General features: G+C 44.9%; 24 protein-coding genes. 10 read left to right on the top strand and 14 right to left on the bottom strand.

The window, feature by feature from the left end:
* Nucleotides 1-106: 106 nt before the first annotated feature.
* The 7 genes from ACXACM_RS12985 to gyrA form a co-directional block, all read right to left on the bottom strand.
* Nucleotides 107-2,443 carry a PilZ domain-containing protein gene (locus ACXACM_RS12985; RefSeq protein WP_474822222.1) on the bottom strand — a complete coding sequence of 779 codons (2,337 nt, stop codon included), beginning with the start codon at nucleotides 2,441-2,443 and terminating at the stop codon, nucleotides 107-109.
* A 167-nt stretch (nucleotides 2,444-2,610) separates the two neighbouring features.
* Entirely contained in the window at nucleotides 2,611-2,898 is a 288-nt protein-coding gene (ihfB, locus tag ACXACM_RS12980; RefSeq protein WP_216026326.1) for an integration host factor subunit beta, read from the bottom strand.
* Between the two features lie 76 nt (nucleotides 2,899-2,974).
* On the bottom strand, nucleotides 2,975-4,645 hold the full coding sequence (rpsA, locus tag ACXACM_RS12975; RefSeq protein ID WP_474822220.1) for a 30S ribosomal protein S1: 1,671 nt from the start codon (nucleotides 4,643-4,645) through the stop codon (nucleotides 2,975-2,977).
* 118 nt (nucleotides 4,646-4,763) lie between these two features.
* On the bottom strand, nucleotides 4,764-5,438 hold the full coding sequence (cmk, locus tag ACXACM_RS12970) for a (d)CMP kinase (protein WP_474822219.1): 675 nt from the start codon (nucleotides 5,436-5,438) through the stop codon (nucleotides 4,764-4,766).
* Nucleotides 5,439-5,576: 138 nt separating this feature from the next.
* A complete protein-coding gene (gene aroA, locus ACXACM_RS12965; RefSeq protein ID WP_474822218.1) occupies nucleotides 5,577-6,857 on the bottom strand; it encodes a 3-phosphoshikimate 1-carboxyvinyltransferase in 1,281 nt (426 codons plus the stop codon).
* 4 nt (nucleotides 6,858-6,861) lie between these two features.
* A complete protein-coding gene (serC, locus tag ACXACM_RS12960; RefSeq protein ID WP_474822216.1) occupies nucleotides 6,862-7,947 on the bottom strand; it encodes a 3-phosphoserine/phosphohydroxythreonine transaminase in 1,086 nt (361 codons plus the stop codon).
* A gap of 94 nt (nucleotides 7,948-8,041) precedes the next feature.
* Nucleotides 8,042-10,738: a DNA topoisomerase (ATP-hydrolyzing) subunit A gene (gyrA, locus tag ACXACM_RS12955; protein WP_474822215.1), complete on the bottom strand. Its 2,697-nt coding sequence runs from the start codon at nucleotides 10,736-10,738 to the stop codon at nucleotides 8,042-8,044.
* Nucleotides 10,739-11,018: 280 nt separating this feature from the next.
* Between gyrA and ubiG the strand changes: the two genes are divergently transcribed.
* The 4 genes from ubiG (at nucleotide 11,019) to yfaE (ending at nucleotide 15,966) form a co-directional block, all read left to right on the top strand.
* On the top strand, nucleotides 11,019-11,729 hold the full coding sequence (ubiG, locus tag ACXACM_RS12950) for a bifunctional 2-polyprenyl-6-hydroxyphenol methylase/3-demethylubiquinol 3-O-methyltransferase UbiG (protein ID WP_474822214.1): 711 nt from the start codon (nucleotides 11,019-11,021) through the stop codon (nucleotides 11,727-11,729).
* Nucleotides 11,730-12,151: 422 nt separating this feature from the next.
* Nucleotides 12,152-14,473: a class 1a ribonucleoside-diphosphate reductase subunit alpha gene (gene nrdA, locus ACXACM_RS12945; RefSeq protein WP_474822213.1), complete on the top strand. Its 2,322-nt coding sequence runs from the start codon at nucleotides 12,152-12,154 to the stop codon at nucleotides 14,471-14,473.
* Nucleotides 14,474-14,546: 73 nt separating this feature from the next.
* A complete protein-coding gene (nrdB, locus tag ACXACM_RS12940) occupies nucleotides 14,547-15,677 on the top strand; it encodes a class Ia ribonucleoside-diphosphate reductase subunit beta (protein ID WP_474822211.1) in 1,131 nt (376 codons plus the stop codon).
* Between the two features lie 16 nt (nucleotides 15,678-15,693).
* Nucleotides 15,694-15,966 carry a class I ribonucleotide reductase maintenance protein YfaE gene (gene yfaE, locus ACXACM_RS12935; protein ID WP_474822210.1) on the top strand — a complete coding sequence of 91 codons (273 nt, stop codon included), beginning with the start codon at nucleotides 15,694-15,696 and terminating at the stop codon, nucleotides 15,964-15,966.
* Between the two features lie 37 nt (nucleotides 15,967-16,003).
* Here yfaE and ACXACM_RS12930 read toward each other — a convergent pair whose 3' ends face one another.
* The 4 genes from ACXACM_RS12930 to dapA form a co-directional block, all read right to left on the bottom strand.
* Nucleotides 16,004-16,843: a DMT family transporter gene (locus ACXACM_RS12930; protein ID WP_474822209.1), complete on the bottom strand. Its 840-nt coding sequence runs from the start codon at nucleotides 16,841-16,843 to the stop codon at nucleotides 16,004-16,006.
* Between the two features lie 165 nt (nucleotides 16,844-17,008).
* Nucleotides 17,009-17,722, bottom strand: a complete 714-nt coding sequence (purC, locus tag ACXACM_RS12925) for a phosphoribosylaminoimidazolesuccinocarboxamide synthase (protein ID WP_474822207.1) — start codon at nucleotides 17,720-17,722, stop codon at nucleotides 17,009-17,011.
* Between the two features lie 18 nt (nucleotides 17,723-17,740).
* Nucleotides 17,741-18,856 (bottom strand): outer membrane protein assembly factor BamC, encoded by a 1,116-nt coding sequence (gene bamC, locus ACXACM_RS12920; protein ID WP_474822206.1) that lies wholly within the window; start codon nucleotides 18,854-18,856, stop codon nucleotides 17,741-17,743.
* Nucleotides 18,857-18,865: 9 nt separating this feature from the next.
* Nucleotides 18,866-19,753, bottom strand: coding sequence for a 4-hydroxy-tetrahydrodipicolinate synthase (gene dapA / locus ACXACM_RS12915; RefSeq protein WP_474822205.1), 888 nt, complete (start codon nucleotides 19,751-19,753; stop codon nucleotides 18,866-18,868).
* Between the two features lie 161 nt (nucleotides 19,754-19,914).
* On the opposite strand from dapA, the gene ACXACM_RS12910 reads away from it, so the two are divergent.
* Together ACXACM_RS12910 and bcp are read left to right on the top strand one after the other, a co-directional pair.
* Nucleotides 19,915-20,454 (top strand): glycine cleavage system transcriptional repressor, encoded by a 540-nt coding sequence (locus ACXACM_RS12910; RefSeq protein ID WP_474822204.1) that lies wholly within the window; start codon nucleotides 19,915-19,917, stop codon nucleotides 20,452-20,454.
* Nucleotides 20,451-20,918: a thioredoxin-dependent thiol peroxidase gene (gene bcp / locus ACXACM_RS12905; RefSeq protein WP_474822202.1), complete on the top strand. Its 468-nt coding sequence runs from the start codon at nucleotides 20,451-20,453 to the stop codon at nucleotides 20,916-20,918. The genes ACXACM_RS12910 and bcp overlap by 4 nt, the downstream gene beginning before the upstream one ends.
* Before the next feature lie 63 nt (nucleotides 20,919-20,981).
* Here the strand turns inward: bcp and ACXACM_RS12900 are convergent, their stop codons facing one another.
* Nucleotides 20,982-22,064, bottom strand: coding sequence for an AI-2E family transporter (locus ACXACM_RS12900; protein ID WP_474822200.1), 1,083 nt, complete (start codon nucleotides 22,062-22,064; stop codon nucleotides 20,982-20,984).
* A gap of 267 nt (nucleotides 22,065-22,331) precedes the next feature.
* Between ACXACM_RS12900 and bepA the strand changes: the two genes are divergently transcribed.
* Nucleotides 22,332-23,795: a beta-barrel assembly-enhancing protease gene (gene bepA / locus ACXACM_RS12895; protein ID WP_474822199.1), complete on the top strand. Its 1,464-nt coding sequence runs from the start codon at nucleotides 22,332-22,334 to the stop codon at nucleotides 23,793-23,795.
* Here bepA and ACXACM_RS12890 read toward each other — a convergent pair.
* The gene (locus ACXACM_RS12890) at nucleotides 23,781-24,284 is read right to left on the bottom strand and encodes a TlpA disulfide reductase family protein (protein WP_474822197.1); all 504 of its coding nucleotides are present in this window, start codon (nucleotides 24,282-24,284) and stop codon (nucleotides 23,781-23,783) included. The genes bepA and ACXACM_RS12890 overlap by 15 nt on opposite strands.
* An 83-nt stretch (nucleotides 24,285-24,367) precedes the next feature.
* On the opposite strand from ACXACM_RS12890, the gene arsC reads away from it, so the two are divergent.
* Genes arsC through ACXACM_RS12875 form a run of 3 tightly spaced genes read left to right on the top strand, consistent with a single transcriptional unit; the run spans nucleotide 24,368 to nucleotide 25,751 of the window.
* Entirely contained in the window at nucleotides 24,368-24,721 is a 354-nt protein-coding gene (gene arsC, locus ACXACM_RS12885; protein ID WP_474824344.1) for an arsenate reductase (glutaredoxin), read from the top strand.
* Complete coding sequence (gene wrbA, locus ACXACM_RS12880) at nucleotides 24,721-25,314, top strand: NAD(P)H:quinone oxidoreductase (RefSeq protein WP_474822196.1); 594 nt, start codon at nucleotides 24,721-24,723, stop codon at nucleotides 25,312-25,314. The genes arsC and wrbA overlap by 1 nt, the downstream gene beginning before the upstream one ends.
* Before the next feature lie 5 nt (nucleotides 25,315-25,319).
* Complete coding sequence (locus ACXACM_RS12875) at nucleotides 25,320-25,751, top strand: DUF2069 domain-containing protein (RefSeq protein ID WP_474824342.1); 432 nt, start codon at nucleotides 25,320-25,322, stop codon at nucleotides 25,749-25,751.
* A gap of 9 nt (nucleotides 25,752-25,760) precedes the next feature.
* Here the strand turns inward: ACXACM_RS12875 and hda are convergent, their stop codons facing one another.
* Nucleotides 25,761-26,498: a DnaA regulatory inactivator Hda gene (gene hda, locus ACXACM_RS12870; RefSeq protein ID WP_474822195.1), complete on the bottom strand. Its 738-nt coding sequence runs from the start codon at nucleotides 26,496-26,498 to the stop codon at nucleotides 25,761-25,763.
* Between the last annotated feature and the right edge of the window lie 5 nt (nucleotides 26,499-26,503).

Raw genomic sequence — 26,503 nt, 5'->3', positions numbered from 1 at the left:
ACACCACATTCATGAAAAATGATTGTGAATTAGCAGCTGTTCGACAGAAGATATTCAGAGCGGGTTGAACTTTCAGGTACTTTTTTGCAGCGAAGTGGAACACGCTCTAGGCATTTTCCTTCTCCACAGACGTTGCCTTCTGCTTCACTGGCCGCAATGCAGCTTTCATTAACGCGGTATGCAGAACAGATTCACTAGTGAGATAAATCACGTGGGTGTAGGAAGACTGCATCACAGTAAACCTGTCGTACATTGGCTTATCGATACGGGAAAGTTGCGCTAGTCGTTTTTTACTCATTGGCGTCGTTGGGGTTAAGCAGCGGCTAACATCAATTTTGGTTACGCATAACTCTACCTGATCTTCATCAATATACTTTTGAACCACCTTTCGTGTGTTGCCAAACAGATAATCCTGCTCGGGAACAAAAACGAGCTTTTTGTCCGATCTACGCACGCAATGGACAACATTAATGTCTGTAACACTGCCTCTGAACATGTCCGTGAGCATTTTAGACTTCGGCTTCTGCGCTTCCCGGTCTGCGAAAAAACCGTGCATAGGCACAACATTTTGAATTTGCGAGAAGGGGTAAAGGTCATCACAGTTCACCGACTGATAAACCGTTTTAAGTCGGTTCAATAAGTAACGGTTTGTGGTACAAAGGATACTGGCTGACGGGTGATGCCGCATGGCCAATTCCCATACAAACCTGTGAGTATTGCGCTGAATTAGTGATAGATCTTTATGCTTAAAAATAGCAGAGTGGTTTTTCAAAAATTGAGTTATCACCCCAGTAACCGATTCCCGCTTTGACGGTAAACACAATCTGGCTTCACCAGATGAAGGTTGATAAAACACGACTTTGTACTTCTGATTTTTAACTTTTAGTTCGGGAACAGACACCCGAATTTCTTTATCAATTTTTTCAGGTTTATCTACATAACAAAGTCGCATACCTTGGGCTGATACATCGAGGATCTTCACTGGCACAGACGTTAATAACCCGGTTTTAACCGACCCCTCTTTGTCCAGTAAGTAGCGGGCTTCGGCACGCCTGTCCAACTCGTCTTCCATAATAATGCTTAATGGATAAGCTTGTTGATCATCAACTAAAGTCTCAGGTATTTCCGGCAGCATTCTTTTTTCGGTTAATGCTAACCCCATCAAAGAATCAGTGATATTTTTACAATAAATAATATGAGAGTACGTATCGAGCTGTGGATAATCTTGTTTAATGAGGTCGTGAATGGCAAAGGCTTTCGTTTTATCATCCTGATGTACTGGCGCCAACCGACATTGAATGCACTGCAAAGACTCATTCTTGTTCAACAGGTGGATAAGAGGAGAAAGTAAATCCAGCGACTCAATTTCCCGTAGCGTAGCATTAATTGGAATGGATATTTTTTTAGTTTCAAGCACCCCACTAATAACAAACGCTTCGTTATATTGTGATAACTCCCGGATAAGCCGCGGAAACAGTTTAATGCGCATGGCCGTTTGAATAGCAGAAAGCCCGCCACTTTGAGCCTGATTCACTTTAGTGAACAACAATGCAGTTGGTTTATAACCTTCATTATCTTTTTGTAAATATACTGGCACCCAAGGACTGTGCTCCAGAACCCTGTCTCTTTCTAAATCTTGCATAGCCCTTTCAGCTTCCAATTCTCGTTGTAGGGGCTGCTGGAATGAAGACATATCAATGTATTTAGCAAGGAGCTGTTTGATTTTGGGCTGTGTAGAAGGATGAAGCTTAAAATGGGTTTCATACTTTTCTGTTTGTGAATTGAATTTAACCGAAGAAACTACATAGTTAATGGCCAGCCCTTTTGGTAACCCCGGTACCTCTGGAAATTGAAACTGGAAAGTATCCCGGGCACTTACTTTTGGAGGTCTTTTACTTTCCAGTGACATTTTTTTGTAGCCCAAAGAAGACACAGTACAGTTCTTCCCTTTCTCGAATTCTGGGCTTGAAACAGGGAAGTTTGGGGTTATTGCAATGTCATCTCCAAAGTGAATGTCGTCAAGAGATTGTGTTTCCACGGTAAAGGCATCGACAATTTTTTTGTGATTTTCCTTGCGTATATGTTGCTGATAAAAATCCGAATTAGTGATGGTTTCGAAAACACCCACGGTGTACCGATCACTGTAAATTTCTGATTCTTTTTGAAGAATGCTGGCGCCCACTTTATCAAGGCGCATTTCAACGCCAAAGTGGGAGAATTTAAAAACGGGAAACTGAGCAAAGGCAGAGTTATCAGCAGGCGCATCAGTTAAGCACGTAAGTCGTATAACTTCGTCCTTAATGATTTTTCTGACATGACTAGGAACCCTTCCCGTGAACTTGTTCAAACCTTCCAACAGACGGTTATCTTGTTCGTAGGGAATAAGTGCTCGTACCAATGGCTGGTACTGTTTAATTATTTGTTCTTCGTTAGAGGCTGACATATACAGCTATAATAATTTTTATTTAACGAATGTCTAATATAACCATAATAAATATGTGGTCAACAGATAATCTAAGAAATTGAATTTCAAGCGCATGAGCCCTCTGTCTGTTTAGATAAACAAACAAATGTTCAGATACAAAAAAACCGCACTCTGTGCGGTCTTTTTTAACTAACTGCGCTATCTACCCGTTCTCTTAACTCTTTTCCGGGTTTGAAATGTGGAACGTATTTTCCGTCCAATTTCACAGTATCACCTGTTTTGGGGTTTCTCCCAACACGTGGTGCCCGATAGTGTAAAGAAAAACTACCAAAACCTCGAATTTCAATACGCTCACCTTTTTGCAGGGTTTGCGCCATCTGTTCCAAGATTTCTTTTATCGCCAGCTCCAAATCTTTCGCCGGGATATGTCGCGCTTGATCCGCGAGCCGTTCAATTAGTTCCGACTTGGTCATTTAAAACCTCTCTCGTAAAACATTGTAATAACAGCTACTGCGGACAGGGTGTGAAAGTTCACACCCACTTAGCATATTATTCGCCTTTAGCGGCTTTAAATGCTTCTGCCATCGCATTCGCGAAGCCAGCGTCTTCCTGCTGGTTAACTTTGTCGAGAGCTTCTTTTTCGTCAGCCTGGTCTTTCGCTTTAACAGACAGGTTAACAGTGCGATTTTTACGGTCAACGCCCATAAATTTCGCTTCGATGCTTTCACCAACATTAACAACTTCAGAAGCGTCTTCTACACGGTCGCGAGACAAGTCCGCAACTCGGATGTAGCCTTCAACTTCTTCGGCCAGGTCAACAGTAACACCTTTCGCGTCAACAGCAGTAACTGTACCATTAACGATAGCACCTTTCTTGTTGTCTGTCAGATACTTGTTGAAAGGATCTTCTTCGATTTGTTTAACACCAAGAGAAATACGCTCGCGCTCAGGGTCGACTTGCAGAACAACAGCAGAGATTTCGTCGCCTTTCTTGTATTCACGTACTGCATCTTCGCCAGTTTTATTCCAGCTGATGTCAGACAAGTGAACAAGACCGTCGATACCACCGTCAAGACCGATAAAGATACCGAAGTCAGTGATTGACTTGATCTTACCTGATACTTTGTCGCCTTTTTCGTGTGATTCTGCAAATGTTTCCCAAGGATTAGCAATGCACTGCTTCAGACCCAGAGAAATACGGCGACGTTCTTCGTCGATTTCAAGGACCATAACTTCAACAGTATCACCTAAGCTAACCACTTTAGATGGGTGAATGTTTTTGTTAGTCCAATCCATTTCAGAAACGTGTACCAGACCTTCAACGCCGTCTTCGATTTCAACGAAACAGCCGTAGTCTGTCAGGTTCGTTACCTGACCAGAAATCTTAGTACCTTCTGGGTAACGACCAGAGATATCATGCCATGGATCGTTGCCCATTTGCTTCATACCAAGAGAAACACGTTGCTTATCTTTGTCGAATTTAAGGACTTTAACGTTGATTTCATCACCAACGTTTACGATTTCACTTGGATGCTTAACACGCTTCCAAGCCATGTCAGTGATGTGTAACAGACCGTCTACACCACCTAAATCTACGAATGCACCGTAATCAGTCAGGTTCTTAACGATACCTTTGATTTCGTGACCTTCTTCAAGGTTGGCAAGCAAAGATTCGCGCTCTGCGCTGCTTTCTGCTTCAATTACTGCGCGACGAGATACAACAACGTTGTTGCGCTTGGCATCCAGCTTGATTACTTTGAACTCAAGCTCTTTACCTTCCAGGTGAGTGGTGTCACGTACAGGGCGTACGTCAACCAAAGAACCTGGCAAGAATGCGCGAACACTGTTTACTTCAACAGTGAAACCGCCTTTAACCTTACCGTTGATAACGCCTTTAATAGTGACTTTATCTTCGTAAGCTTTTTCCAGCTCAACCCACGCTTCATGACGCTTCGCTTTTTCGCGAGACAGGATAGTTTCACCGAAACCGTCTTCTACCGCGTCAAGGGCTACATCTACTTGATCGCCAACAGCGATTTCTAACTCGCCTTCAGCGTTTTTAAATTGGTCTGCTGGGATAGCACTTTCTGATTTCAAGCCTGCATCAACAAGGACAATGTCTTTGTCGATAGAAACTACGGTACCTTTTACAATTGAACCAGGGCGAGTTTCCAGTTCCTGTAAGCTTTCTTCAAAAAGTTGTGCAAAATTTTCAGTCATAAGTTCAGTTAATTTAAGTTGACAACCACATTTCAGTCCGGATAACGTGGGGTTACTAGCAAAAGTCAACACTTCCTGTGTCGACAAACAAAATGGAAAAAGTAAAACAAAGGTGGCATTAAGCCATTTTGGTTTTTACAACTTCCATCGCTTTATCAAACACTTGGTTAATATCCAAGTGCGTAGAATCAATTACAATTGCATCTTCAGCCGGTACCAAAGGCGCTACTGAACGGGTAGTATCCCGCTCATCTCTCGCTTTGATATCGGTTAAAAGGCGCGCAATATTAACATCCATGCCCTTGTCTTTCAACTGAGCATATCTGCGCTCGGCACGGGCTTCGGCACTAGCCGTGAGGAATAACTTTACACCTGCATCGGGAAAAACCACTGTCCCCATGTCTCGTCCGTCTGCGACAAGGCCAGGTTCCATCTGAAATGCACGCTGGCGTCGAAGCAATGCTTCTCTCACTCTCGGTAGTGCTGCTATTTGCGAAGCTACCGCCCCGACCTGTTCAGTTCGAATGTCATCTGTGACATCTTCACCTTCGAGAATTATTCGCGTGCTGCTGCCATTGGTTTCAAAACTTACATCAAGGCCCGTTGCTAAAGGCACTACGCAACCTTCATCATCCACGGGTAAGTCATGATGTAAAGCCGCTACCGCTAAAACGCGGTATATTGCGCCACTGTCCAGGAAATGCCAGCCGAGTCTCTCGGCGAGTAAGCTACTTAATGTTCCTTTGCCTGCTCCGCTGGGTCCGTCTACCGTGACGACAGGAATAAGTTGCATACCTGCTCCACTTTAAAAAAAGGTTAATAAATCGCGCGCAATTATACGCGCCTTCTCAACAGAAGCAATGCCGACAAAAGTATTGTCGGCATGGTTTTCACCTATTTTCGAAGACTTTTCCGAACTGTTGATGGCGATTTAATGACAAATTGAGGAAAAACGATTGAAGTAATCGGGGAATGTTTTCGCTGTACAACCCGGATCATTAATTGTCACTGATGTGTCACTAAGCGCGACCAACGAAAAGCACATGGCTACACGATGATCATTATATGTATCAATAGCAGCATGGGTTAATTTCTCTGCTGGCCACACCGTAATATAATCATGACCTTCCTCAACAGTAGCACCTACTTTTCTCAGTTCAGTGGCCATCGCGTGGAGACGATCGGTTTCTTTGACCCGCCAATTATAGATGTTCCTGATAGACGTAGGCCCTTCTGCAAATAATGCAGTGGTTGCAATTGTCATCGCAGCATCGGGAATATGATTCATGTCCATATCAACGCCAACGAGAGGCGCACCGATGACAACAATCGCATCATCGAACCACTCAACACCTGCTCCCATGGCTTCAAGTACGTCAGCAAAGCGAATATCGCCCTGAATACTTTTACTGCCTATTCCCGTCACCTTAACCCTGCCACCTTTAATTGCTGCAGCAGCAAGGAAATACGACGCTGATGACGCATCACCTTCCACTAAGAAGGTTCCTGGAGCCTGATATACCTGATTGCCCTTTACTTCAAAACTTGAATAGTCATTATTAGTAACATTCACGCCAAACTTTTGCATGGTGTCCAGGGTTATATCGATATAGGGTTTTGATACCAACTCGCCTTTTATTTTAATTATGGTATCAGTGGTGAACAATGGTGCAGCCATTAGCAACGCAGTGAGGAATTGACTGGACACGCTGCCGTCTACAAACACTTCACCACCTTGCAAGGCTTTGCCTGCTATGTGCAAAGGCGGGAAACCAGGGTTCTTTAAATATGTAATATTAGCACCGGTTTCATTTAGCGATTCCACCAAATCGCCAATAGGACGCTCTTCCATTCGCGGTTCACCAGTAAGCAATACATTGACGTCGCTGGCGGCAAGCACCGCACAAAGTGGCCGCATTGCCGTTCCGGCATTACCTAAAAACAACGAAAGTTGATCTGCTACTGAAAATTTCCCACCCACTCCAGTCACTTCACACTGGGTTTTGCAATTGCTGAGGGTGTATTCCACGCCGAGCTGTTCCAATGCGACTAACATATGTCTTATGTCATCACTATCGAGCAAATTAGTGAGTCGAGTGGTGCCTTTGGCTAACGCTGCAAGTAACAGCGCCCGGTTAGAAAGGCTTTTTGAACCAGGTACGTTGACTTCGCCGTCGACGCGACTTATTGGTTGTAAGGTTAACTGCTCCACACTATCACCCGTATTGCTTTTCAAATTGTTGCATAAATTCTACCAATGCCTGAACACCCGCTTTAGGCATGGCATTGTAGATACTGGCCCGCATACCGCCCACCATACGATGACCTTTTAAAGCCCGAAGACCAGCGGCTTCCGCTTCTTCAAGAAAGCACGTATTTAAACTGTCATCAGCTAACAGGAAAGGAACATTCATGATAGAGCGATTGTCCGGATGAACGGGGTTACGATAAAAATCGCTGCCATCGATAGCCGCGTAAAGTAAGGCGGCCTTTTCTTTATTGCGATTTTCCATCACAGACAGGCCACCTTGTGCCTTCAACCACTTAAACACCAAGCCTGCCAAATACCAGGAAAAGGTGGGAGGCGTGTTATACATGGAATCGTTCTTTGCCATCAGGCCATAGTCAAAAATTGAAGGGGTTTCAATTCTGGCGTTGCCGATGAGATCCTCTCTGACAATGATTACCGATAAGCCGGATGGGCCAATGTTTTTCTGTGCCCCAGCATAGATAATACCATGGGCACTCACATCAAGAGGAGCTGACAATATGCAAGACGACATATCTGAGACCAAAGGCACGTCACCGCTTTCTGGCAACCAGTTGTATGCAATGCCATCCACGGTTTCGTTCGGGCAAAAATGCAAGTATGCGGCAGACGCATCAATAGTTTCTGGAGAAGGCGGCACCATATAGGCCAACCCGTCTTTTTTTGAAACTTCACCAACAACCTTTGCTCGATTGTATTTGGAGGCCTCCGTCACAGCACCTTTTGACCAGGAACCTGATACAAGATGTAAAGAAGTATCATTCGCTTTAGATATATTTAATGGAACAGCAGCAAATTGTCCTCTGCCGCCGCCATGTGAAAACAACACCTTATAATTGTCCGGGATGGCGAGGAGATCTCTGAGATCCTGCTCTGCTGTGGCGGCCACATCAATAAATGCCTTACCGCGGTGACTCACCTCCATTACCGAGCAACCTGAGCCCTGCCAATCAGTAAACTCAGCCTGAGCTTGTGCCATGACTTCAGCAGGTAACATGGCGGGTCCTGCACTAAAATTATATACGTTTTTCATAGCAAATTTTTCAACACCTGCAAACACAACAAGCGGCATAAGCCGCTTGTTCATAAAAGAATGAAAATGGCCTCATACCTGAGACCACTTTCCCTTATTCTTCTGTCGTTGGCTTATTATTATCAGCATCGGCGGCACCCTCATTTAAAGGGGTGTCTGCGGTATTTTCTCCGCTTTCCTCGCCTTCCAGTTCAAGCTCATCGTCGATAATTTCTTCAATGCGCTGGAGCCCGACAACGTGCTCATCTTCACCGGTACGGATCAGACGAACACCCTGGGTATTCCGTCCCACAGTTGATACTTCATCAACACGGGTTCTTACCAGGGTTCCCTGGTCACTGATAAGCATAATTTCATCCATCGGATCTACCTGAACAGCGCCGACGACTTTGCCGTTGCGTTCCGATACCTTAATAGACACCACGCCTTGGGTAGCACGACTCTTGGCCGGATATTCCTCTAGCGGCGTACGCTTACCATATCCGTTCTCGGTAGCGGTTAGAATTGCGCCATCGCCTCTTGGAACGATAAGTGATACTACCCGCTGACCGTCCTGAAGTTTTATACCCCGAACACCTGTTGCCGTCCTTCCCATTGGGCGTAAGGCTTGAAGCTCTTCACCTGTTTCAGGGTCTCGTTTTACCTCACCGGTCTCTGCATCGCGAAGCTTCTCGTTAAAGCGAACAACCTTACCTTCATCAGAGAACAACATAATGTCGTCATCACCATGGGTAATGTCTACGCCGATAAGTTCATCGCCTTCGTTCAGGTTCACCGCAATAATACCGCTGGAACGAGGTCTGGAATAGAGGCTGAGATCAGTTTTCTTCACGGTACCATTAGCGGTAGCCATGAGCACAAACTTACCTTCTTCAAACTCTTTGATTGGCAATATCGCAGTGATGCGTTCGTTGTCTTCCAAAGGAAGGATGTTAACAATTGGCTTACCGCGAGCATTACGGCTGGCAAACGGCAATTGATAAACTTTCAACCAGTACAACCGGCCCCGCGTGGAGAAGCAAAGAATGTGATCGTGTGTATTAGCTACCAACAGACGCTCAATGAAATCTTCGTCTTTCATTTTAGTTGCTGACTTGCCTTTACCACCTCGTCGTTGCGCCTCATATTCGGTAAGTTTTTGATATTTGACATAACCTTCACGTGAAAGCGTTACAACCACATCCTCTTGTTCGATGAGATCTTCTATATCAATATCGTGGCTGGCTGCAGTGATCTCTGTACGTCTTTCATCACCGAACTCATCCCGTACTTTTTCAAGTTCTTCACGAATGACTTCCATCAAACGTTCAGGGCTCTGCAGTATGTGAAGTAACTCAGCAATCAGCGCCAGAAGCTCTTTATACTCATCGAGAATTTTTTCATGTTCAAGGCCTGTAAGCTTGTGCAGACGTAAATCAAGAATCGCTTGAGCTTGCTGTTCGGTGAGGAAATATTTGCCATCTCTAATACCGAATTCCGGGGTTAGCCAATCTGGTCTTGCAGCATCATCTCCCGCCCGCTCCAACATGTCGGCGACATTACCCAAATTCCAACCTTGGGATACCAACGCTTTTTTCGCTTCTGCCGGGCTAGGCGAAGCTTTAATAAGTTCGATGATAGGATCGATATTGGTGAGCGCAATAGCGAGACCTTCAAGGATATGGGCGCGATCCCGTGCTTTGCGCAGTTCAAACACCGTTCTTCGTGTAACGACTTCCCGGCGATGGAGAATAAACGCTTCGAGCATTTCCTTGAGGTTAAATACTTTAGGCTGGCCATTATCCAGCGCCACCATATTAATGCCGAAAACAGTTTGAAGCTGCGTATTGGCATATAAATGGTTCAACAGTACTTCAGCAGATTCGTTGCGCTTCACCTCAATAACGATGCGCATACCATCTTTATCAGATTCGTCCCGCAGCGCAGAAATACCTTCAATGCGCTTCTCTTTTACCAGTTCGGCAATTTTTTCGATAAGACGGGCTTTGTTAACCTGGTAGGGAATTTCGTTGACTACAATGGTTTCTTTGCCGTTGCTGTCAGTTTCAATCTCGGCCTTGGCACGAAGATAAATTTTACCACGGCCCGTGCGGTATGCATCGTTGATCCCTTTGCGGCCACTGATCATAGCTGCTGTAGGGAAATCTGGCCCTGGGATATATTCCATCAAACTTTCAATGGGCAGTGACGGGTCTTCAATTAGCGCAACACAACCGTTAATAACTTCCGTAAGATTGTGCGGCGGGATGTTTGTTGCCATACCAACAGCAATACCTGACGAACCGTTGACCAACAAATTGGGTACTTTGGTAGGTAATACTTCTGGGATGTGTTCTGTGCCGTCGTAGTTAGGCACGAAATCCACTGTTTCTTTTTCTAGATCAGCCAATAGCTCATGGGCTATCTTCGCCATTCTGACTTCGGTATAACGCATGGCTGCCGCCGAGTCGCCGTCTACCGAACCAAAGTTACCCTGCCCGTCTACCAGCATATACCGAAGAGAGAAAGGCTGTGCCATACGAACGATGGTATCGTAAACTGCACTGTCGCCGTGGGGGTGGTACTTACCGATTACATCACCCACGACACGGGCTGATTTTTTGTAAGGTTTGTTGAAGTCATTTTTGAGTTCATTCATCGCGAACAATACGCGACGGTGAACAGGCTTAAGACCATCTCTTACATCGGGCAACGCGCGCCCGACAATAACGCTCATCGCATAATCAAGGTAAGAGTTTTTCAACTCTTCCTCTATATTAACGGGAAGAATTTCTTTAGCGTTATCACTCATAAACTGCAATATCCCTTTTTTAATCTATCCAGGCAAAGGTACAAACTTTCGAAATAAAAGTATAAAAGCTACCGCCAGCCTGTTTATTATTGGGTGGCTAATTAATCCTTGAGTGTACCATTGCAAATACAATTTATGTAGCGCTTAATCGCTGCAATTGCGGGCTAAAGCACTAACAGCTTACTTTTCACTCAATTGAATTAACGACATCGCGATTAATGTGCCTTTTCGCTATGTGATCATGTATCGTAATACATTATGCAGTTGATATGAGAATGTTATGACTACTAATGTTGATCAACAGGAAATAGCTAAATTCAGTGAGATCGCTTCGAGATGGTGGGATGCTGAAGGTGAATTTAAACCTCTCCATCTTATTAATCCATTACGTCTCGATTTTATCGCTCAACACAGTGAAGGCCTGTTTGGGAAAAAAGTTCTCGATGTAGGATGTGGTGGTGGAATTCTGGCAGAATCAATGGCGAAGCTTGGGGCTGAGGTAACTGGCATCGATTTAGCTGAAGCATCTTTGGAAGTTGCCAAGCTCCACAGCTTGGAGTCGCAAGTGTCTGTAGACTATCACTGTGTTGCAGCGGAGGCCTTCGCATCGCAAAACCCCGGGCAATACGATATCGTAACCTGCATGGAAATGCTCGAACACGTTCCCGACCCTGCGTCCATTATTAAAGCGTGTTCCACATTAGTGAAGCCCGGAGGACATCTTTTTTTCTCAACCATTAACCGCAATGTAAAATCTTGGCTAATGGGCATTATTGGCGCAGAATATGTACTTAAACTTGTACCTAAAGGCACACACCAACACGAGCGGTTCATCAAGCCCTCTGAACTTATGGCGATGACTGATGAAACGGATATTTTGATCCGTCACGCTACAGGCCTTCATATGGATCCCTTAAGCCGCCAGTTCTATTTATCTGACAAAAATATCGATGTGAACTATATTATTCATGGGCAAAAATCAAATGGATAGCACAATATGTTGTGTCAGTGCACTCATTGACCACCACATGTAGTTTTTTCCATCAGACTGCCATCAGTGATTAAAAACTTTTAATCACTGACGAAAAAAATAAATAACAGTTGCATTTAGCTGGATAGATACATTTAAGCACCTTCTAGGTGAGTCACTACTAACTAGGATTACGCGTTGATTTGATCGCTGTTTTAACCACCAGATATTGGGTTGCAAAAGGCTAGAAACCTCATTATCTTGTGTCTTATCCGGCGGGTGTTTCACTAAAAAAATGCAATGAGAATTTTCAGGATCTCCAGCAGTCAACAAACGATCTACCGCGGGACAGGCTTTTACAGCCACCCTAATATTTCAAATATAATCGATGAAACGGGTGCCAGCCCAATTTTCATGCGCTAACAAACTAACGGCCAGTACTAATGAATAACAACTTGTATGTCACCAAGCGTAATGGCGAAAAAGAAGCCATTGAGTTAGATAAGATCCACAAAGTGATTACATGGGCAGCTGAAGGATTAAACAATGTTTCTGTTTCCCAGGTTGAAATAAAAGCTCAGATACAATTTTACGACGGTATTAAAACCGGAGAAATCCATGAGACCCTGATAAAATCAGCTGCCGACCTGATCTCTACTGATGCACCTGATTATCAGTATCTGGCCGCACGTTTGGCTATTTTTCACTTGCGGAAAAAGGCCTATGGTCAGTTTGAACCTCCCAGATTGTTTGATCACGTCAAGAAAATGGTTGAAATGGGTAAATATGACGAGCACTTACTGGCAGATTACAGTCAGGAAGAGTTCGACGCCATGGACGATTTCATTGATCACTGGCGGGATATGAATTTCAGTTATGCCGCAGTGAAACAGTTAGAAGGTAAATACCTGGTACAAAACCGTGTTACCGGCGATATTTACGAAAGCGCACAGTTTCTGTATGTGCTTGTTGCTGCATGTTTGTTTGGGAATTACCCGAAAGACACCCGTTTGCAGTACATTCGTCGTTTCTACGACGCAGCTTCCACGTTTAAATTATCATTGCCCACACCCATTATGGCCGGTGTACGCACCCCTACCCGTCAGTTCAGTTCTTGCGTACTGATTGAAACCGGTGACAGCCTTGATTCAATCAACGCCACTGCCAGTGCCATTGTGAAATATGTAAGTCAGCGCGCTGGTATCGGTGTAAACGCCGGGCGTATTCGCGCCTTAGGCAGCCCAATACGCGGTGGAGAAGCATTCCACACCGGTTGTATTCCATTTTACAAGTACTTCCAGACTGCAGTAAAAAGCTGCTCTCAGGGCGGTGTTCGCGGTGGTGCGGCTACCTTGTTCTACCCGCTTTGGCACATGGAAGTAGAATCACTACTGGTATTAAAAAATAACCGTGGTGTTGAAGAGAACCGCGTTCGTCATCTCGACTATGGTGTGCAATTTAATAAACTCATGTACCAGAGAATGATGAAGGATGATTACATCACCTTGTTTAGCCCCTCAGACGTGCCGGGTTTATATGATGCCTTCTTCGCTGATCAGGACAAATTTGAGCAGTTGTATGTGCAGTACGAACAGGACGAATCCATCCGTAAGAAACGTATCAAAGCGATGGAGTTGTTCAGTTTATTTATGCAGGAGCGCGCTTCAACGGGTCGTATTTATCTGCAAAATGTAGATCACTGCAATACACACAGTCCGTTTGACCCTGCGGTAGCACCTGTACGCCAGAGTAATCTCTGCCTTGAAATCGCCTTGCCAACCAAGCCTCTCGAGCATGTGAATGATGAAAATGGCGAAATCGCTTTGTGTACGCTGTCTGCTTTTAACCTGGGCGCAATTGATTCTCTGGATGAACTTGAGGAATTATCTGACCTCGCGGTTAGAGCCCTGGACAGCCTTCTTGACTATCAGGATTACCCTGTACCAGCGGCTTACCATGCCACAATGAATCGCCGTACTTTAGGTATTGGCGTTATCAACTTTGCTTACTATCTGGCGAAGAATGGCGTGAAGTATTCTGACTTCAGTGCCAATGGACTTATTCATAAAACATTTGAAGCCATGCAATATAATTTGTTGAAAGCTTCGGTGAATCTGGCCAAAGAAAAAGGTGCATGCCCTAAGTTCAATGAAACGACGTATGCAAAAGGCATTCTACCCATAGATACCTACAAGAAAGATTTGGACAAAGTATGTAATGAGCCGCTGCACCTTGACTGGGAATCTCTTCGAGAAGAGATCAAAACTCACGGTTTGCGGAACTCTACATTGTCTGCATTAATGCCTTCGGAAACGTCATCGCAAATTTCAAATGCTACAAACGGTATTGAGCCACCGCGAGGCCACATCAGTATTAAATCGAGTAAAGATGGGGTCCTCAAACAGGTCGTTCCAGAGTATGAAGCACTGAAAGATAAGTACGAGTTGCTGTGGGACATTCCATCTAATGATGGTTACTTACAGTTGGTTGGCATCATGCAGAAATTCGTTGATCAAACTATATCAGCCAACACCAGCTACGATCCGAACAAATACGAAAGTGGCAAGGTGCCAATGAAGCTGTTACTCAAAGATTTGCTGACAGCTTATAAATTGGGCGTAAAAACGCTGTACTATCACAACACTCGAGATGGCAACACTGATTCCAGTTCTATGGAAGTGAAGCAAACACAATCTCAGCCTCAGGCCCAAACCGCTGTTATCGAAGAAGATGACGATTGTGCCGGTGGTGCTTGTAAGATATAGGTCCGTAACAGGTTGGGCGCGAATGCGCCCTCTTACGTACTCCAGTTAAATTTTGTATTGAGTGATAGCAGTGATGAAATATACAACCTTCAATCAACAAAGCGTTAATCCCCTCGTAGAACCAATGTTTTTTGGAAACCCGGTTAACGTTGCCCGTTATGACCAGCAAAAACACAGTATTTTTGAGAAACTCATCGAAAAACAAATCTCCTTCTTCTGGCGTCCGGAAGAAGTTGATGTCACGCGGGATCGCGTCGACTTTCAAAAGCTGACTGAGCCTGAGCAACATATATTTATTTCCAACCTGAAATACCAAACATTATTAGATTCAGTTCAGGGACGTAGCCCTAATATTGCGTTTCTCCCTATCGTATCACTGCCTGAGTTAGAAACCTGGATAGAAACCTGGTCATTTTTCGAAACCATTCACTCCCGTTCTTATACTCATATATTGCGAAACCTGTTTTCTGACCCCAGCAGTATCTTTGAAGACATTGTGGTAAATGATCAAATCAAACGTCGTGCGGCAGATATTTCCAAATATTATGATGATTTGATTTTCCATACCCAGCTTTGGCAAACACAAGGCGAAGGGATCCACACCGTCGATGGCAAAGCGTACGAAGTGACAATGCGCGTGCTTAAAAAGAAAATGTTCTTGTGTATGAATTCAGTAAATGCGCTGGAAGCTATTCGCTTTTACGTTTCCTTTGCTTGTACATTCGCGTTTGCCGAAAGGGAACTCATGGAAGGTAACGCCAAGATCATTCGCCTGATTGCCCGTGACGAAAACCTTCATTTGTCTTCAACCCAACACATTCTCAATTTGTGGGCTAAAGGCAAAGACGACCCGGAAATGGCAGAAATCGCAGAGGAATGCAAAGAGGAAGCCCGGGAGATATTCGTCAGCGCAGTAGAACAGGAAAAAGAATGGGCTGACTATCTGTTCAAAAGTGGCTCAATGATTGGCATGAACAAAGAGATTTTATGTCAGTATGTTGAATACATCGCGAACCAGAGAATGACAGCAATTGGCTTTGATGCACCGTTTGAAGTAAAGAGTAACCCATTACCGTGGATGAACAATTACTTGAATTCAGACAACGTCCAGGTGGCACCTCAAGAGTCTGAAATTAGCTCTTACCTGGTAGGACAAATTGACTCGGCAGTAAGTGAAGACGACTTCGCTGATTTTGAGTTATAAGCCTTTATAGCTTTACATGGATAAAACAGACAAGTTATTGCAGATTGACATCGTCAATCTGCAATCTATTCATGGTTTGCCCGAAAAAACCCTACTGGAATCACTAGAAGCTGCAGGTATCGCGTGCCACTACCACTGTCGGGATGGTTTTTGTGGCGCTTGTCGCACCAAACTACTTTCAGGCACGGTAACTTATACATCAGACCCCCTCGCCTTCATTGATGATGATGAAATTCTACCGTGCTGCTGCAAACCCGATGGCCCTATCAAAATAGACATCTCACAGTAACGCTGAACGCTTCTTTCAAGGCATTGCATATCCATACTTAAGCCTGTTGTTTATTTCGTATAACTAACACTATGCCACCCAATATAGCTACGCTGGCAAGAATAATTTGCAGGCTTATGGTTTCACCAAGAAATATCCAGCCCATCAGCGTGGCAATAACGGGAACACTCAGTTGTATGGTAGCGGCGTTCGTGGCTTTGATAAGTGGAAGTACACGATACCACAGTGCATAACCCAACCCTGATGCCAAGGAACCGGATAAAACGGCAAGGACGAACCCGGTAAGATCGACGGTTGCAGTGGATGACATAAGTAACAACACTATTGCCGCCATGGGACTGGCTTTGACAAAATTACCGCCTGTCATCTCTAGTGCAGACGATACCCCCCTTCCCATAAGGGAGTATGCTCCCCAGGCCACACCGGCGATCACCATGGTGCTCGCCGCCAGTAAAGGTGGCGACGTCAAGCCGGGTAAGAGTAAAATTATTAAACCGAGGATAGCCAGAACAAAACCAGAGGTTTGGATCCGGCTGAACGTTTCGCCTTTGAAAAATCCCCAGGTGAGCATGGAAATCTGAACAGCACCGAATAAAAGAAGAGCTCCTGTGCCGGTACTTAAATTTACATACGCGAAAGAAAACCCTCCTGCGTATATAAATAGCGCGGTAGCACCAAACCAACTTCCTTCCCGAAAGCCATTTTTCCTATTGAGCAATAACAATACCGTCAGGGTAATGGCACCACTTAACAGACGAACGAACGTGAAACTTGCCGGGTCAATTGCCGTTTCGCTCAAGGCCATACGACACAAAAGTGAATTGGCTGCAAACGCAATCATTGCCGCTGCAATAAAAATAACCTGAGATAGATGCATTACACGCCTGAATTAAAGCTTTATCGGTATACCTTCGATCTTATAGCAATTTGGATGGTATTTGGCTTAATATACAAAAAATATTGATGGATTTAACGGACAGAGGAAGTAACAGGGCAACAAGGGAGAAATGCGTCAATCACAGGTGCGATTGACGCAGGTATATTACAACTGCAAACCAAGGCGTGCTGCCACCTCGATATAGGTTTCAACGACTGAGCCTAGCCCTTGACGGAAACGATCCTTATCCATTTTTTTACGGGTTTCCTTGTCCCACAATCGGCAGCCATCTGGTGTGAATTCGTCACCTAGAACAATATTGCCGGCGCTGTCTAACCCAAATTCCAGTTTATAATCAACCAGAATCATACCGCCTTCATCAAAGAGTGCCTTAAGCACATCATTGACTGCAAAGGTTAAACGTTTCATTTCGGCAATTTGTGCCTCCGTTGCCCAACCAAATGAAACAATATGATAATCGTTGACCATTGGATCGTGAAGTGCATCGTTTTTAAGGAAAAACTCAAACAAAGGTGGATCAAGTGAAATACCTTCTTCAACCCCTAACCGACGAACCAATGAGCCTGCAGCCACATTTCTAACCACACATTCAACTGGGATCATATCCAGTTTCTTGACCAGTGAATCGTTATCGGATAACAGTGACTCTACCTGAGTAGCAATGCCTGCCGCTTCCAGTTTATTCATAATGAAGTGGTTAAACTTGTTATTTACCTCTCCTTTGCGGTCTAACTGTTCAATTTTTTCACCGTCAAATGCAGAAGTATCATTTCTGAATTCCAGAATCAGCTTGTCACTGTCATCGGTTAAAAAGACTGTTTTCGCTTTACCACGATAGAGTTCTTCGCGCTTTTCCATTGTTTCTCTCAAGAAAGTTTAAATATCCAAATCGTCTTCAGACATGACGCGAGCAAACTGATCATACATATCGGCCACCTTTTTGGGCTCGAAGGGTTCGCTCTCGTCATTCATAAACGTAATGGTTGATTGGTTATCGCCTGACGGTGTTACCTTAAGTCGATAATCGCCCTTCTCCAACAGGTTTTTTCCACTGCTGAATAAGCCGCTCCACCAACCGCTGTCGTCACCGTTGTAACTAACAAAAAGTAATCCGGTGGATTTATCCAAATCTTTAACGTCAAAACTCATCTTGCGCAACACCAGCAGCAACCGCGGCCAGGCGATGTCATACTGAGCATTCACCACATAAGCAGGAGAACCTTCCTTGTCAAAGCCAAGCTCAAGATTCAATCCTTTGCGGATCTCTGCAATGCGTTTGGTTTGATCAAGCTGGATCTGATACTCGTAGTGAGTAATGACCTCATTAAGAATATTCACTTCTTCCCGACGTTCAACAAGGGCATTAAGATTAGCCAGGCTTTGTGTATTGCCACCATCTACAGATGACTTGTAATCCTGTAGCGATGCACTTAAAGACGCTGTTCTACCATGGGGCTTCACCGACATGTTAAACACGAAGCGTCTGGCGATTTCCTTTGACTGCGCCTCGCTCCATTGATACCAAGACGACTCTTCTGTTTCTTTTTCTACCACCCAATTGGTAATAAGTTGACCGTTCTCTTTGTCGAAGGATTCAACACCTATGTTGTTCTCTTCTAAGAAGCTTAACAGCGTGTTCCAAATAGCAACAGAAAGAGGCTGACTGTCGTCAACCTGGTCAAACCAAATCGTCGCGCTTTGCGTGCCCTCTTCTACATGAGAGCCACTTACTAAAGGCAACACAAGTGCGGGAGATTGTACAGTCAGTGATTTACCAACAAGAGATTCATCGGCGTTATTGCCTAAAGTAGGCAAATCGTACTCTGAAGAAAATTCCGGTGCATCCATGCCTTCAGGGATCTTCACCGACGCGCGTTGCGATGCTTCCAGATAATCGTAACTACCAGATGCGGTTTGGTAATCTTGTTGGCTCGAACAACCTGTCAGGGTCAAAATTGTCAGACCACTAACCAAAGCCAGAGTGTTTTTCATTCGGGATCCTTAATAACCAGCAATCAATGCGTATTTTTTTAATAGTTCTTCGAGTTGTTTTTGGCTCGTAAGTTCCGGTAAAACCATCGGCAAGCGTAATTCTGCACTTTGCATAAGCCCCATTTTGTATAATGCCCACTTTGGCATTACCGGGTTTGGCTCTATAAACATAGCGTCATGAAGGTCTGCAATTGATGCATTTACTTTACGGCATTCATCGTAGTTGCCGGCAAGTGCAGCATTACACATATCCGAAATTGCACGGGGGACAACGTTCGCCGTCACAGAAATAACACCGTGGCCACCAGCACTTAAAAACTCCGCACTCGTTCCGTCATCACCGCTAAGCAGAACAAAGTCGTCAGGCACTAATGCCTGCGTGGCTCGTAAACGGGATAAATCACCCGTTGCATCTTTTAACCCGACAATATTTTTATGTGACGTCAATTCAGCCACAGTTTCCGGCAACATATCAGCGACAGTTCGGCCAGGAACGTTATAAAGCAATACAGGTAAATCTGTGGCATCAGCTACCGCTTCAAAGTGTTTTACCATGCCCCGCTGTTGGGGTTTATTGTAATAAGGTACAACACTTAAAAAACCGTCAATGCCCAGCCCCGCCATCTGTTCGCTAAGAAAAATGGCTTCATCAGTGGCATTGGCGCCACTACCGGCAATAACGGGTAGCTTGCCTTCGGCATATTCTACCGTGCGTTTAACTACTTCGATATGTTCTTCAAACGGTAGAGTCGCAGATTCGCCCGTTGTACCAACAGACACAATACCATGGGTCCCCTGCTCAACGTGAAACTGAACCAATTTCTGCAATGCAGAATAATCTATCGCGCCAGCTTCATTCATTGGCGTGACCAGTGCGACGTAACTGCCTTTAAACATAATCTCTCCCGCTTTTGTGAGCGCACATGTTAATGAGGTAAACCTTCAAAAACAAGCCGCTTTGCTGCCTTTTTGAGATTATTTACTTACTGAAACATACACTGGCGGGATAAAAAAACTCTGTGTTACCATTCTCACGGGAATTTTTACAACGAGAAGTCATGAACCATCAACTGATCGTAACCATACTGGGAACCGATAAAAGCGGCATTCTCAGCGAAATTGCCGGTGCAGTTTCCGATTTGCAATGCAATATACTTGATAGCCGTCAGGCCGTTTATGGTAAAGAGTTTTCTTTAACCATGATTATCGAAGGCACTCACCAAGCGATTACACGGGCCGAACTCACGCTACCACAGTTGTGTCAGCATCTCGGCTTACTGTCAGTATTAAAACGAACCAGCCACCATGAGAAACAGAACCTCAGTTACCTTTACGACGTATCATTTAGTGGTAAAGATAGCCCCGGGTTACTCGGCATAGTAACGAGTTTTTTCGCAGACCGTCATGTATCTATCAGTGCGTTTCGCCAAAGTACCGATGTAGACAAGCAAAAACAACAGACTGCTGTTCGTTGTAAGTTTGTCGTGAGTGTGCCCGACAACGTTGATTTAGAACAATTAAAATGCGAACTGGATACCCTTTATGCGTCGTTGAATCTCACTGGCGCAATGGTTGACAAATACAAAGGAGACATATGAACACACTAACAGCAGGCGACACCGCGCCAGCATTTACTTTGCCTGATCAAAACAACAACCCTGTACAATTAGCTCAATTTGCGGGTAAGAAAGTACTCGTCTACTTTTATCCAAAGGCGATGACGCCGGGCTGCACCGTTCAGGCGCAAAACTTACGTGATAGCCAAGAGGAATTACAGACCCATAACGTTGAAGTATTGGGTATTAGTCCCGACGCCGTTAAACGTCTGCCGAAATTTATTGAAAAAGAGCAGTTGAATTTTACTCTGTTATCAGACGAAGACCACGCTGTAGCAGAAGCGTTTGGTGTTTGGGGCTTGAAAAAATTTATGGGCCGAGAGTACGACGGCATTCATCGTATTAGCTTTTTGATAGACGAAAACGGTGTGATAGAGAAAGTATTTGATAAATTTAAAACTAAAGATCACCACCAGGTTGTGTTGGATTATCTCGATAACGCCTGAATAAATTTGTTAGCACATAGAGAACACCAAAAAGCCCAACGGGCTTTTTGGTTGATGGTTGTTTCATTCAGCCGTAACGATGGTGGTTTCATCCGTGCCATCTGACCAGGCGGTAATGACAGCCTTGACTAAGGTAGCCAACGGGATGGCAAAGAACACTCCCCAAAACCCCCATAAACCGCCAAAGAACAGCACGGCAATAATAATGTATAACGGATGAAGGCTTACTGCCTCACTGAAGAGCAGCGGTACAAGCAAGTTGCCATCAAGCGCCTGAATAATCGCATAGGCTATCATCAGATACCAAAAATCCGGTGTCAGCCCCCACTGAAACAGAGCGACTACAGCCACTGGAATAGTAACCACTGCTGCGCCTATGTATGGAATAAGCACAGATAAACCTACCAAAACACCAAGCAAGACGGCGTATCGCAGATCCATCAACACAAAGGTAATACAGGAAACGGTACCAACGATAATAATTTCAATCACTTTTCCTCGTATGTAGTTGGCAATTTGGGTATTCATTTCATGACCAACCTGGGTGATCAAACGACGCTCTTTAGGTAACAATGAGGATATGCTGTCTAAAAAGAAAAGTTTGTCTTTGAGCATAAAGAACACCATAAGAGGTACAAGTATCATATAAACCAAGATGGCGGCGAGGTTGCCAATTGAACTTACCGAAGCGGTGAGTAACTGTTGACCAACATCGACAAGGTGCTCATTTATACTCTCCATCATATCGGTGATTTGGTAGACCTGGACATAATCAGGATACTTTTCAGGTAGACGGAGAAACCAATCCTGAGCGTTTTGCCAGATCAGAGGGGTTTCCTGAATAAGGTTCACACTTTGACGACTCACCGTTGGTAACAAACCAATAACCAGCAAAATGGTAAGTGCAACAAATATCAACATAACCACACTGCAAGCAATAGTTCGTCTTATACCGATCTTCACCAGGCGATTTACCGGCCAGTCGAGTAGATAGGCGATCACAGCGGCAACTAAAACCGGCATAATCAACCCGCCCCAGAACACCAGTACTGTCGCAGTAAGCAAAATTAATATGAGCAGCATAGCTGCATCGGGATCAGAAAACTTTCGGCGGTACCAGCGGCCGAACACACTCAGTAAACTCATATTCTATGCTCTGCATGAACAAGAAGGAAAAGCATCATAGGGGAAGTTACCTATCTTTAGCAACTTAATCCCGAATACACAGTCCAACCTGTGAATAAACGGAGACACGATAACTGTGTCTGAAAGCTTATTATGCATGATTCTCGGTGGTATTCATCGCCGTGTTGCGGCACAATGCTGAAATATCACGATGGAAAAAATGAAACTTACCAGGGTGTTATCTACTCTACATTTCATAGGTTATGTAGTACTTACAGTAAAGGTCCAATGAGAGACAAACTCACAACAGGGTTAAAATGCGGCTTATTTATGATGGCGTTCAGTTTAAGCGCCGTCGCTCAAGATGCATCTTACACCGACAAAAATGCCCTCCCAGAAATTGGCGTGGTGGCCTCTGAGGTTTTGCCCCTCGATAAAGAAATGTTGATAGGCGACGCTGTCATGCGTCAAATGCGGGGGCAAGCCCCGGTAATTGGCGACCCAGTGCTTGATGAGTACCTTCAGGATTTAGGCAATCGCCTGGTCATTGAGGCAGAAAACAGCAAGTTCCCTTTCGAATTTTTCTGGGTAAACAACAAAGCTATTAACGCATTTGCGTTTTTTGGTGGTCATATTGGCGTGCACACCGGGCTTATCCACAATGCAAAAAACGAGAGTGAATTAGCATCGGTATTAGCCCATGAAATTGCCCATGTCACGCAACGCCACCTTGCCAGACGTATGCAAGCCCAACAGCGTGCAGCGCCAATTGCTCTGGCCACAATGCTTGGCGGTGTATTGCTTGCAATGGCAGATCCGCAAGCGGGTATGGCCGCCATTTCAGCCGGTCAGGCAACATCAGCGCAGATGCAAATTGATTATACCCGCAGCAACGAACAAGAAGCTGACCGCATTGGTATTGCTATGCTCGCACGTTCGGGGTTTGATCCCAACGGCGCCGCTACTTTCTTTTCTACACTTGCAGAACAATATCGCATGGTGTCAAGGCCTCCGGCGCGCTTGCTTTCTCACCCACTTACAGAAAACCGTATCGCAGACGCCCGTAACCGCGTGGAAGATTTCCCCCCTGTTCGATTACCTCCAAGCCTGTCGTTTCAATTAGCAAAAGCCCGGGTAATGGCGCGCTACACCTTAGATAAAAAATATGCTTTGGACTACTATGAAGAAGTCGTAGAAAAACGTGATTACGTACTAAAAGAAGCTGGTCTCTATGGACTGTCCTTGGCTTACTTACGCAATGAACAAGTTGGCAAAGCAAAAGCAATTATTGACGAATTGTTAACCAGAGATCCTGAAAACTTATTTTACCTCGATGTCGCCACTGATATCTCTTTGGCCATCGGTGACGTAAAAGAAGCTGTTGAACGACTCAGACCTCACCTGGCGAGAACGCCAAGGAATCAGGTCTTAGCGCTTAATCAGGCCAATGCAATGATACAAGCCGAGTTGTATCTCGAAGCTATCGCGGTGCTGAAAGATTTTCTTCTCGTCCATCCTGACTATGAAATTGCCCATCAACTGTTAAGTGAAGCTTACAAGCAAAGTAAGGACTTCAAGGGGATGCATCAGAGTAAAGCGGAAGTGATGGCGTTAAACGGCGCATATGAACGGGCTATTGACGAGTTACAATTTGCCTATAATTTCAGTGGCGATAATCATTTGGACAAGCAGCGTATACGCGCGCGAATTAAGCAATTCAGAGACGATGTAGAAAGGTTAAAGCGCCTCTGATGTGGCCGATGTCGCAGTGACGTCATCTAACAACACTTGCAGCGATTGCACATCTTGCTCTCCAAAAAGACTCTGCACCACCTTACCCTTAGGCGAGACAATGAAAGTTGCCGGTAAGTAAGGTGGCGTGGACATAGGCAAAACAGTGCTATCGTCCATCACAATGACTGGGTATTGAATATCCAGTTCATCAACTACCGCTTTCAGTTGCTGGCGATCTGCAGGGTCATAGCTGACTCCATAAATCCGGAACGTTGAACTATTTTTGTAGTGCAGTATGTTCAGTGCTGGTATTTCCCTGAGACAAGGTGAACACCAGGGGGCAAAAAAATTGATAACTTTCCATTGACCATCATCACTATCCCAACTTAACTTCTCGCCGTTTAGCGTAACAGCATCACTTTTCCATCCGTTACTTGTCCAAATCCCTATACCCAAAGCAAATAAACCTGCGAAAACGACTACAATGGCTGACCGCTGAATTTTCATATTTTTTCATTCTCTAGATGTAGATTTGAATGTTAACCTTGTTAAAATCAGACACACAATTTAAAAAAGTGATTATCTCCATAATGGAACAAGTGACCATTCTTCACAACCCGCGATGCTCCAAGAGTCGTCAAACCCTGGCACTACTAAACGAGAAAGGCATTGAACCAATTATTATTGAGTACCTCAAAACACCCCTGTCTTTGGAGGAGCTAAAAACTCTGGCAAAACAGCTCGGACAAGTTTCACCTATCGACATGATGCGAACCAAAGAGCCTGAGTTCAAAATTTTGAAAGATCAGAACGCACATCTAACCGATGATATTCTATTCGCAGCTATGACAAACACGCCAAAACTTATCGAACGCCCGATAGTGATTCACAACGATAAAGCCGCTATTGGACGCCCACCTGAACGAGTACTGGATATTCTTTAATGCCACATGTACTGATCCTCTACTACTCCCGGCACGGTAGCACCAAAAAATTGGCTCAGGCTATTGCCAAAGGTGTAGAGCAACAAGGTCTGGAGGCCCGCATCCGCACGGTGCCGCCTATTCCGGAATATCTTTCCACCCAGCCTGCAATACCAGATTCAGGCGCGCCCTTTGTAAACGAACAGGATCTAGCGTCGTGTTCTGCGCTGGCTATGGGTAGCCCTACACGATTTGGTAATATGGCAGCGCCATTAAAACACTTTTTGGACAGTACCAGTGCCAGTTGGTTAAAAGGTGCTCTCATAAACAAACCCGCTTGTGTATTTACATCTACATCGAGTTTACACGGTGGTCAGGAATCAACATTACTCAGCATGATGCTCCCCCTGCTTCATCACGGTATGGTTTTATGCGGTATTCCCTATAGTGAACCGGCACTTCACGATACCACGTCAGGTGGCAGCCCTTATGGTGTTACCCATGTTGCAAAAAACAACGATACCCGGTTGACCGATGATGAAATGACGCTAGCCGTTGCCCAGGGTGCTCGCCTCGCTTCACTGGCGAAAAAACTATCAGGACAATCTGCATGATCCCTATGTCTGCATCCACGAAGAAACTTCGTTATCTGGCCCTTGTTTCCCATATATTACTTTTGCTGTGGGTCACTGTCTGGCAATTCACGCTTGTTTCAGAGCGCGTGTATTCAACATTGTTTCTCGCACTTTTTTATTTGTTACCTCTGTTACTGCCACTAAGAGGTATTGTGGCAGGCAAACCCTATACTCATGCGTGGGCGAACTTTGTCGTCCTTTTTTATGTGATCCACGGTTTTACAGTAGTCTATGCCATACCTGAAGAGAGAGCGTACGCGATCATAGAACTCATACTGGCTACAAGTATGTTCACTGGCTGCGCAGGTTATGCCCGCTTAAGAGGGCGTGAATTAGGCCTGGGTTTAACAAAACTAAAGGAAGAAATGAAAGCTGAAAAGGCACGTTTTGAGGTTCAGGAAGATAAGGGAAATTAGCGCACAGGCTCAGTCGAGCTTAAGTTCCCGCTTTACCATACTTACAGATACTTTTTTCTGCTCTTGTAGAGAGCGGGTATCAAGACGCTCCAGAATTCCAAGCAGCGTTGGGAGATCACGCTCACAGTGATGAAGTAAAAACTGGATTGCCTGGGGGGAGAATTTAAGCCCCCGTTCACTCGCCCGATTTGCTAACACCTCAGCTCGGAGCTCATCGCTTAGAGGTTGCAGTTGATAGGTAAGCCCCCACGATAGTCGCGAACGTAAATCAGCCAATTGAAATGAAGGATGGGTTACGCCTAACCGTGAGGTCATCAATAGCACGGTAGATTGCCGTTCCACAACGCGATTGATAAAGTCAAACAAGGCCTCTTCCCACTTAGCATCACCTGCAATGGCGTGAACATTGTCTAAACACAGGTAGGGCAACCCCTCAAGATGATCGAATACCGCCGTAGTCCATTGAGACGAATTTTCCAGATTAAGGTAAAGATGCGCAATTGAATTATCAGCTAGCTGATGACAGAACGCATACAACAGATGGCTTTTACCCTTTCCTTTACCACCGACTAACATGACGCCAGGCAAGGTGCTTTTCTCTAGCACACTCAACGCTAATGAAGAGCGCCATTGCATCCCTGCATTCGCCAGTGCAGACATCAAACTTACCACAGCCTCATTGTCTCCTGAAACGAAACTAGCAAAAGTTTCATCTGTGGGTAAAGACACGGGCAATGGTAGTTGCATGAGGG

It is taken from the genome of Alteromonas sp. AWQ4_252, assembly GCF_056158205.1.
The sequence above is the reverse complement of the archived record's forward strand: the minus strand, read 5'-3'. Positions and strand labels throughout refer to the sequence as shown.